This window comes from Tissierellales bacterium (genome assembly GCA_035301805.1).
Lineage (GTDB): Bacteria > Bacillota > Clostridia > Tissierellales > DATGTQ01 > DATGTQ01.
This window is the reverse complement of record DATGTQ010000117.1, coordinates 1-9,121: the sequence shown is the minus strand read 5'-3', so window position 1 is coordinate 9,121 and position 9,121 is coordinate 1. Positions and strand designations below refer to the sequence as shown.

The 9,121-nt window shown below is 30.5% G+C and carries 8 protein-coding genes and 1 rRNA gene; 7 read left to right on the top strand and 2 right to left on the bottom strand.

Going from position 1 to position 9,121, the window contains the following annotated elements; all coding sequences use genetic code 11:
• The 3 genes from VK071_05320 to hutI form a co-directional block, all read left to right on the top strand.
• On the top strand, nt 1-1,317 hold a 1,317-nt coding region (locus tag VK071_05320), incomplete at its 5' end, for a urocanate hydratase (protein ID HLR34736.1).
• 25 nt (nt 1,318-1,342) lie between these two features.
• Nucleotides 1,343-2,239 (top strand): glutamate formimidoyltransferase, encoded by an 897-nt coding sequence (gene ftcD, locus VK071_05315; GenBank protein HLR34735.1) that lies wholly within the window; start codon nt 1,343-1,345, stop codon nt 2,237-2,239.
• Between the two features lie 9 nt (nt 2,240-2,248).
• Nucleotides 2,249-3,511 carry an imidazolonepropionase gene (gene hutI, locus VK071_05310; GenBank protein HLR34734.1) on the top strand — a complete coding sequence of 421 codons (1,263 nt, stop codon included), beginning with the start codon at nt 2,249-2,251 and terminating at the stop codon, nt 3,509-3,511.
• Here hutI and VK071_05305 read toward each other — a convergent pair.
• Nucleotides 3,508-3,771 (bottom strand): Na+/H+ antiporter NhaC family protein, encoded by a 264-nt coding sequence (locus VK071_05305; protein ID HLR34733.1) that lies wholly within the window; start codon nt 3,769-3,771, stop codon nt 3,508-3,510. The two genes, hutI and VK071_05305, sit on opposite strands and share 4 nt — an antisense overlap.
• Nucleotides 3,772-4,416: 645 nt before the next feature.
• Here VK071_05305 and VK071_05300 point away from each other — a divergent pair.
• The 3 genes from VK071_05300 to VK071_05290 are packed head-to-tail and all read left to right on the top strand — an operon-like array spanning nt 4,417 to nt 7,676.
• Nucleotides 4,417-5,580 carry a histidine kinase gene (locus VK071_05300; protein HLR34732.1) on the top strand — a complete coding sequence of 388 codons (1,164 nt, stop codon included), beginning with the start codon at nt 4,417-4,419 and terminating at the stop codon, nt 5,578-5,580.
• 1 nt (nt 5,581) lies between these two features.
• A complete protein-coding gene (locus VK071_05295; GenBank protein ID HLR34731.1) occupies nt 5,582-6,235 on the top strand; it encodes a response regulator transcription factor in 654 nt (217 codons plus the stop codon).
• A gap of 31 nt (nt 6,236-6,266) precedes the next feature.
• Nucleotides 6,267-7,676, top strand: coding sequence for an aminopeptidase (locus VK071_05290; GenBank protein HLR34730.1), 1,410 nt, complete (start codon nt 6,267-6,269; stop codon nt 7,674-7,676).
• Nucleotides 7,677-7,702: 26 nt separating this feature from the next.
• Here VK071_05290 and VK071_05285 read toward each other — a convergent pair whose 3' ends face one another.
• Complete coding sequence (locus tag VK071_05285) at nt 7,703-8,614, bottom strand: selenium metabolism-associated LysR family transcriptional regulator (GenBank protein HLR34729.1); 912 nt, start codon at nt 8,612-8,614, stop codon at nt 7,703-7,705.
• Between the two features lie 446 nt (nt 8,615-9,060).
• Between VK071_05285 and VK071_05280 the strand changes: the two genes are divergently transcribed.
• Nucleotides 9,061-9,121, top strand: a 16S ribosomal RNA gene (locus tag VK071_05280); the annotation flags it as partial.

The following is a 9,121-nucleotide window of genomic DNA, read 5'->3' as shown; positions in this document are numbered from 1 at the left end:
ATACCAGAAGATGGAGATTTGAAGGGTTATATGTTTGTAACCTCAGGTCTTGGGGGAATGAGTGGTGCTCAAGGTAAGGCTATAGAAATAGCTAATGGAGTTGGAATAATAGCGGAAGTAGATTATTCTAGAATAAAAACTAGATTAGATCAAGGTTGGGTAGATATAGCTATAGATGATTTAGGGGAAGTCTTTAAAGTTGCTAAAGAACATATAGAAAACAAAGAGTCAATAGCTATTGCTTACCATGGTAATATTGTAGATTTACTTGAATATGCAGTAGAAAATAATATAAAAATAGATTTATTATCAGATCAAACCTCTTGTCATGCTGCTTATGATGGTGGATATTGCCCACAAGGATTAACTTTTAAAGAAAGAACTGAAATGTTAAATAACGATAAAGAAAAATTTACAAAGCTTGTTGACAAATCTTTAAAACATCATTTTGAGCTAATTAAAAGGTTAGTACATAAAGGAACTTATTTCTTTGATTATGGCAATAGTTTTATGAAAGCAGTATTTGATGCCGGAGCAAAAGAAATAGCTAAAAATGGTATTGACGAAAGTGAAGGATTTATTTTCCCATCTTATGTAGAAGACATTATGGGACCTATGTTATTTGACTATGGCTATGGACCATTTAGATGGGTTTGTCTAAGTGGAAAACACGAAGATTTAATCAAAACAGACAAAGCAGCAATGGAATGTATAGATCCTAATAGAAAAGGACAAGACAGAGATAATTATATCTGGATAAGAGACGCAGAAGCTCATGATTTAGTTGTGGGAACTGAAGCTAGAATATTATATCAAGATGCTTTAGGAAGAATGAATATAGCCCTTAAGTTTAATGAAATGGTAAGGAAGGGTGAAATTGGTCCTGTAATGCTAGGAAGAGATCACCATGATACAGGAGGTACTGATTCACCATTTAGGGAAACTGCAAATATTAAAGATGGAAGCAATGTAATGGCAGATATGGCAACCCATTGTTTTGCAGGAAATGCTGCTAGAGGTATGAGCTTAATAGCTCTTCATAATGGTGGAGGAGTAGGAATAGGAAAGTCTATAAATGGTGGATTTGGATTAGTACTAGATGGTAGTGAAAGAGTAGATAATATTATAAAAAGTGCTATGCCTTGGGATGTTATGGGAGGAGTAGCAAGAAGGGCTTGGGCAAGAAATGAAAATTCAATAAATACTTGTATTGAGTATAATGAAAAACATAAAGACACAGATCATATAACTATACCTTATGTAGCTAAAGACATATTAGTTAAAGAATTAGTAGAAAAGGCTATAAAGAAAAATTAATAAATATAAGGGGGAAAATAAATTAATGGCTAGGATTATACAATGTGTTCCAAATTTTAGTGAGGGAAGAGATAAAGATATAATTGAAAAGATAGTAGAAGAAGTAAGAAAAATGGAAGAAGTAAAATTATTAGATTATTCTCCAGATAAAGATCATAATCGCTGTGTAGTAACCTTTATAGGTGAACCTGAAAAAGTTATAGAAGCGGCTTTCAATGCCTGTAAAGTTGCGGCAGAATTAATTGATATGTCTAAACATAGTGGAGAACATCCAAGAATGGGTGCTACAGATGTTATACCTCTTATTCCAATTTCTGATGTAACTATGGAAGAGTGTATAGGGTATTCAGAGGAGTTGGGAAAAAGAATGGGAGAAGAATTAGATATACCAGTTTTTCTATATGAAAAGTCAGCATCTGAACCTTATAGAGAAAATTTAGCGGAAGTTAGAAGAGGACAATATGAGGGAATGGCAGAAAAATTAAAAGATGAAAAATGGAGTCCTGATTTTGGGCCCAATAAATTAAATATAAAAGCAGGGGTAACGGCAGTAGGTGCTAGAATGCCATTAGTAGCTTTTAATGTAAACTTAGATACAGATAATTTAGATATTGCTAAAAGGATAGCAAAAGGTGTTAGAGGCAGTAGTGGTGGATACAGATATTGTAAAGGATTAGGTATAGAAATTAAAGAAAGAAATATAGTACAAGTGTCTATGAATATGGTAGACTATACTAAAACTCCTTTATATAGAGTATTTGACACTATAGAAAGAGAAGCTAATAGATATGGTGTAAATGTTATAGGCAGTGAAATAATAGGATTACTACCTATGAATGCCCTTGTTGATGTTGCCGATTATTATTTAAAAATAGAAGATTTTGATTATAGTCAAATACTTGAGAATAGGATGTTTGAATAGGAGGATTAAATGAAAGCAACTTTAGTTATAGAAAATATCTCTAATTTAATAACGTTAAAAGGTGAAAATAGGCCTAGAGTTAAGGAAGAAATGGGAGAAATAGGGGTTGTTAAAAACGGTGTAGTAGCAGTAAATGGTGATGAAATTATATATGTAGGAGAAAATAATTTACCAGAAGATATAGAAATAACTAATGACACAGTAGTACTTGATGGAAAAGGTAAGACAGTAACTCCGGGGCTTATTGATTCTCATACTCACCTTGTCCATGGTGGATCAAGGGAAAATGAACTTGCTATGAAGTTAAAGGGAATGGAATATTTAGATATACTAAATACAGGTGGAGGTATTCATAGTACAGTTAAGGCTACAAAAGAAGCTTCTTTTGATGAATTGTATGAAAAAGCAAAGAAAAGCTTAGATACAATGCTTAATTTTGGGGTTACAACAGTAGAAGCTAAAAGCGGTTATGGAATAGATGATTTTCATACAGAATTAAAACAATTGGAAGTTGCAAAAGGATTAAACCAGGATCACCCTGTAGATATAGTATCTACTTTCATGGGTGCCCATGCAATCCCAGAGCAATATGAAGATAATCCTGATAAATTTGTAGATATAATTATAAATGAAATGATACCAGAGGTAGAGAAAAAAGGTTTAGCTAAATTTTGTGATGTATTTTGCGAAGAGGGAGTTTTTACATTAGAACAATCTAAAAAAATTCTTTTGGCTGGAAGAGAACATGGAATGGAACCTAGAATACATGCAGATGAAATTAAACCATTAGGAGGGGCTGAATTATCAGCTGAAATTGGTTGTATAACAGCTGATCATTTAGTAGCAGCTAGTGAAAAGGGTATGGAGAGAATGGCAGAAGAAAAAGTTATAGCCAATCTTTTACCCGGGACCTCTTTTAATTTACAAACTGGAAAATATGCTAAAGCTAGAAAAATGATTGATATGGGATTACCGGTGTCTTTATCAACAGATTATAATCCGGGAAGTTGTCCAACAGAAAATATTCAGCTTATAATGAGTTTTGCTTCACTTATTATGAGGATGACTCCCGAAGAAGTTATAACTGCAGTGACTATTAATGGAGCTTGTAGCTTAGGAGTAGAAGATGAAGTAGGTAGTATTGTAAAAGGTAAAAAAGCAGATATGGTAATATTCGATTCTCCAAATTTAAATTATATAATATATCACTTCGGTATAAATCATGCCGAAAAGGCAATAAAAAATGGAGTAGTTCATACGGTTAAGTATTAAATTAAATATAAAATAAAGGGACTTCCTTTAACTGCTAAAGGAAGTCCCTCTATATTTAATCCTGCCGTTGGACCTAATGTGCTGTCTGCGGTGGGAGAACTTGTACCTCCTAGAGCCTCAGCTGTACCAACTAAAGCAATAGTTGCAGCTGGACTAAATCCTAGAGTTGAACATAAAGGTACATATATAGCTGCTATAATAGGTATAGCGCCAAAAGAGGTTCCTATACCCATAGTTATTATGAGACCAATTAATAGCATAAGTGAAAGCTGCAATTAATTTGCTTCCATATATAATGCTAGGGGCACTTTCTACTAATTACCCAACTTCTCTTGTTTCCCTTATAACTTCTCCATAACTAGAAGCAACTAACATAACAAAAGCAATAAACCCCATTATAAAGCATTATTATAAATGCTCATATAGTGCTTATTACTAGGATATTAATTTAAATAAATATTCTATAGCTTTTCAGAAGATTCGTATTATGAGCATTTATTTAATGTTACTAAGATGTGATATTCTTGTTAATTTTTATTCTATAATTAACAAATATTCAAATTTTGCTTTAAAAATTAGGCTTTTTATAATAGAAAATTTAATTATATATATAGAATTAAATTTTCTAGAAACATATAGGACTTTTAAACTAGAAAAAAGTAATAATATAAGTTAAACTATATTATAGTAGAATTATGTATATAAATATATAAAAATATAAGAAAAGGGGAGAATTTGTATATTTAAAATAAAACATGCTATCTTTAAGCTAGAAGATGAGAAATATTTTATAGATATAATACATGAAAAAAAACCAATCTTATGAAAAATTAGTGAGATAAGTTGCAAGAAAAAGAAGGGATCTAAAATATAGAGTTTTAGGAATTGCTTAGAGGTGTTGTATAGTGAAAGTTGCTCATGAAAATATTAAAAAGGTCAATGAAATCGTTAGTGGTACAGTAGAAACTATTGGTAATAGTAGAAAAGAATTATTGGATATAGTAGGGTATGCTAGAAAAGAGTATCAAGATATAAAAAAGGAATTAGAAGAAGTAAAGGAAAAAATAAGAGAAGTAGTTAAGGAAGTAGATTTTTTAGAAGTTGAAGAGAGGAAAAGTAGACATAACTTATCGAGGGGTAGTAAAGACTTTAAGTTACATACTGAAAATGATATAAGAGAAGCCTATGAAATGGCTAATGATTTGAGGACTAGGTTAGTTCTTAAAAGAGAAGAAAGGAACATTTTAATTGAGAAGGGGGAAAACCTGGAGGTTAGACTTAAAGAATCTTTTGCTGTATTGAAAAAAGCAGAAAATATTACTAAACAGGTTAGTGTAGCTACTGGATACTTGAAAGGTAATTTAGACAATATTTTAGTTAGTGCCGATGACTTATGTAAAAAACAATACTTAGGCATAAAAATTATAGAGGCACAGGAAGAAGAAAAGTATAGATTAGCAAGAGATATCCATGATGGGCCTGCTCAGTCTTTAGCAAGTATAGTTATTAAAGCAGAATTATTAGAAAAATTAATGGAGAATGAACCCTTAAAGGCCAAGGAAGAGTTGAAAAGTTTAAAAATAGTGGTGAAAGATACTTTAAAAGAAGTTAGAAAGGTAATATGTGATTTGCGTCCTATGTCTTTAGATTATTTAGGATTAAAGGCTACTATAGAGAGGCATGTTTATAACTTTAAAGAAGACACAGGGATAGATGTAAAGTTGAAGGTTATAGGAAAAATTGATAATCTAGATTCAGCTATCGAAATAGCAGTGTTTAGAATAATCCAGGAAGCTTTAAGCAATGTGTACAAGCATTCTAAAGCAAGTAAAGTGCATTTAGTTATAGAGAACACTACAGAAAAAATTAGTGTGACTATATCTGATAATGGAATGGGATTTGATACTACAAAAAGGATGGAGACTGAAGGAATAACTACTGGTGGATATGGAATTGCAAGTATGGAAGAAAGAGTTGGGTTACTAGGTGGAGAAATAACAATACGGTCATTTCCAGGTAGCGGGACTAGAATATCTTTATACATACCGTTGAATGAGGGGGAAATTTAATATGAGCAGTAAAAACATTACAGTAATAATAGTAGATGATCATGCTCTAATGAGAGAAGGCCTTATGAAAATATTAGAAATGGATGATAATATAGATGTAATTGGTGAAGCGAGTAATGGGAAAGAAGGAATGGAAAAAATTTTGGAATATAAACCAGATATAGTTCTCCTAGATATTAATATGCCTAAAATGAATGGAGTTGAAGTTTTGAGAAGGGCAAAAGATCTTGGTTTAGAATCAAAAATAATAATGTTAACTATACATGATGATAGAGAATATTTACAAGAAACCATAAGAATAGGAGCAAACGGCTATGTTTTAAAAGATTCAGATGTAGATAGTTTAATAAAAGCAATTAAAGATGTATCTAAAGGGAAAACTTACATACAACCTAGTATAGCTATTTTACTTATAGATGAAATGAATGAAGAAGATAATGAAGTAGCTATGAAAATAGAATCTCTTACAAAAAGGGAATATGAGATATTGATTGTAATTGCAGAAGGGTTAAATAATAGGGAAATAGCTGAAAGATTATTTATTAGCGAAAAAACAGTAAAAAACCATGTATCAAATATATTTAGAAAGTTAGAAGTAAACGATAGAATACAAGCTGCTATATTCGCTTTTAAAAATAATATTAAAAAGATATAATATATAAAATAATTTAGTTGGAGGTTATGTAATGACAAAAAAATTACAAGAAAAGTTAACTTTAAGCTCAAAAAATGTTTGGGAAGAAATTAATGAAAAGGAAAGAGAAGGTTTATTTAAATTAAATGAGGACTATAAAAATTTTTTAGACAATAGTAAGACTGAAAGAAAAGCTACCCAGGAAATTATTAGAAGAGCTGAGGCAAAAGGTTTTATTTCTCTCGATGAAATACTAGAAAAAAACATTGATTTAAAGACAGGACTAAAGATATATGCGACTAATAAAGATAAAGGTGTAGTATTATTGGTATTAGGAAAGGAGGAAATTACAGAAGGTCTAAATATTATCGGTTCTCATATTGACTCTCCTAGACTAGATTTAAATCAAAATCCGTTATATGAGGACTCAGATTTAGCTTTATTTAAAACTCATTACTATGGTGGAATAAAAAAATATCAATGGGTTTCATTACCATTAGAATTACATGGAGTGATTATAATGGAAAATGGAGAAAAAATTAATGTATCCATTGGAGATGAAGAAGATGAACCAGTATTTTTCATTTCAGATTTGCTTATTCATTTAGCCAAAGATCAAATGGATAAAAAGCTTTCTGAAGGAATTGAAGGGGAAGGACTAAATATTATTGTAGGAAGTATTCCTTATAAAGATAATGAAATATCAGAAAAAGTTAAATTAAATATTTTAAATATCCTAAATAAAAAGTACGGAATAAAGGAAGAAGATTTTATAACGGCAGAAATTCAAGCGGTACCTGCTGGGAAATCTAGAGATTTAGGATTAGACAAAAGTATGGTAATGGGATATGGTCATGATGATAGGGTTTGTGCTTATACATCTTTAAAGGCAATATTAGAAGTAGAGAATCCTAGAAGAACATCAGTAGCATTATTTATGGATAAAGAGGAAATAGGAAGTGTAGGAAATACGGGTATGGAGTCAAATTTCTTTGAAAATGTTATAGTAGATTTAGTATCTATGAAATCAGAATCAAGTTTTTCAAAGATAAGAAAAATATTTACAAATTCTATGGCTCTATCAGCAGATGTGGCTGCTGGCTATGATCCTAATTATCCAGAGGTGTTAGAAAAAAGGAATGCGGCATCTTTAGGGCATGGAATTACAATAGTAAAATATACTGGCTCTAGGGGCAAAGGTGGTTGTAATGATGCAAACCCGGAATTTTTAGCGTATATTAGAAAAGTATTTAATGAGAAAAATATAATTTGGCAGACAGGCGAATTAGGAAAAGTTGATCAAGGCGGTGGAGGAACTATTGCCTATATCTTAGCAAACCATAGTATAGAAGTAGTAGATTGTGGAATTCCTGTTTTAGGAATGCATTCACCTTATGAAGTAGTAAGTAAGGCAGATGTTTATATGACCTATAAAGGTTATAAGGCTTTCTATCTTGCCTAAAAAGTTGAAATAAAAAACCAAACCTTTTAAAAGGTTTGGTTTTTTATGTAATCTAGCATAAAAACTTTAAAGGTCTCGCTTAATGGAGGAAGTTGTCTATTATTGTGATAAACGAAATAAAATTTACGAGTTAAATCAAAATCTTTTATATAAAAGACTTTATATTTATTCAGTGCGATATCATCTAGAACAGATTTTTTTGATAAAAAGCTAAGTCCTACGTCCAAAGCTACTAAATTTTTAATAGTCTCTGTATCTTCTATTATAGATATAATGTTTAGTTCATTTAAATTTATATTTTTATTGTGCAGTTTCCTTTCAATAAGTTTCCTAGTTCCAGATCCTGATTCCCTAAAGATTAATTTTTCTTTAAGTAATACTTCTTTTTCTAAAAAGGAGTAATTATTTTGATTAAATCTAGGTTTATTTGGTGTAATTAAAACTAAAGTATCTTCCATTAGTTCAATATAACTTAAATGTTTAGAAGAATGTTTAGCACCAATTATTCCGAAATCATATTCGCCACTTATTATACTTTCAGCAACTTCCTTTGAATCTTTATCAGTTAATGAAAATGTAACCTCAGGATATTTAACAGTAAAGTTTTTCAATATTTTAGGTAATACATACTTTCTGGGAACAGAACTAGAGCATAGTTCTAAATGCCCTTGTATCTTGCCTTTATAATCAGCTAAATCAAATTTTGCCATTTCACAGGCATTAATAATATTTAACGCATATTTATAGAGTATAGAACCAGCTTTAGTAAGAGAAATATTTTTACTCGACCTATTAATAAGTATAGTTCCTAATTCCTTTTCTAAATTTTGTATATGATTAGTGACAGTTGGTTGGGTAATAAAAAGTTTTTGTGCAGCTTTAGAAAAACTTTTTAGTTTAGCTACAGTAACAAATGTTTCTAGTTGTCTTAAGTCCATTTAATCACCACTTTCATCAATCATTATAAAAAAATATGTTTAACTATTGACTTAAAGGCTAATAATATTATATAGTAATAATCAATATATATATAGTTTTTGTTCTTATTGAAAAGTCTCTATTATATAATATCAAAGAAATGGACTTTATGGCTATAACAAAATGGCTATAACAAAAGAAAGTAAAAAAAGTAATAAAAACTATTGACAAAATGAAAAAAACTTGGTATATTGTAATAGTTGCTGAAACACAAGGAAACAATTTAAAAAAATGGCAGCAAAGAAATAAAAAATAAAAAAGAAAAACACTTGACAAACAATTTTGAAAGTGTTATACTGAACAAGTCAGCTCAAAAAATAGCTGATGTGAACCTAGAAAATTAAACAGTGTGAAGTACTTTGAGAAGTAAGTTATAGTATTAAGCAAGTAAAGAGCTAGGAAACTTTCTAATGAGAGTTTGATCCTGGCTCAGGACGAACGCTGGCGGCGTGCCTAACACATGCAAG

Bases quoted from the DNA above. Each gene is read 5' to 3' on its own strand.
- ftcD (HLR34735.1), top strand. From the start codon at position 1,343: ATGGCTAGGATTATACAATGTGTTCCAAATTTTAGTGAGGGAAGAGAT.
- hutI (HLR34734.1), top strand. From the start codon at position 2,249: ATGAAAGCAACTTTAGTTATAGAAAATATCTCTAATTTAATAACGTTA.
- VK071_05305 (HLR34733.1), bottom strand. From the start codon at position 3,771: ATGCTATTAATTGGTCTCATAATAACTATGGGTATAGGAACCTCTTTT.
- VK071_05295 (HLR34731.1), top strand. From the start codon at position 5,582: ATGAGCAGTAAAAACATTACAGTAATAATAGTAGATGATCATGCTCTA.
- VK071_05290 (HLR34730.1), top strand. From the start codon at position 6,267: ATGACAAAAAAATTACAAGAAAAGTTAACTTTAAGCTCAAAAAATGTT.
- VK071_05285 (HLR34729.1), bottom strand. From the start codon at position 8,614: ATGGACTTAAGACAACTAGAAACATTTGTTACTGTAGCTAAACTAAAA.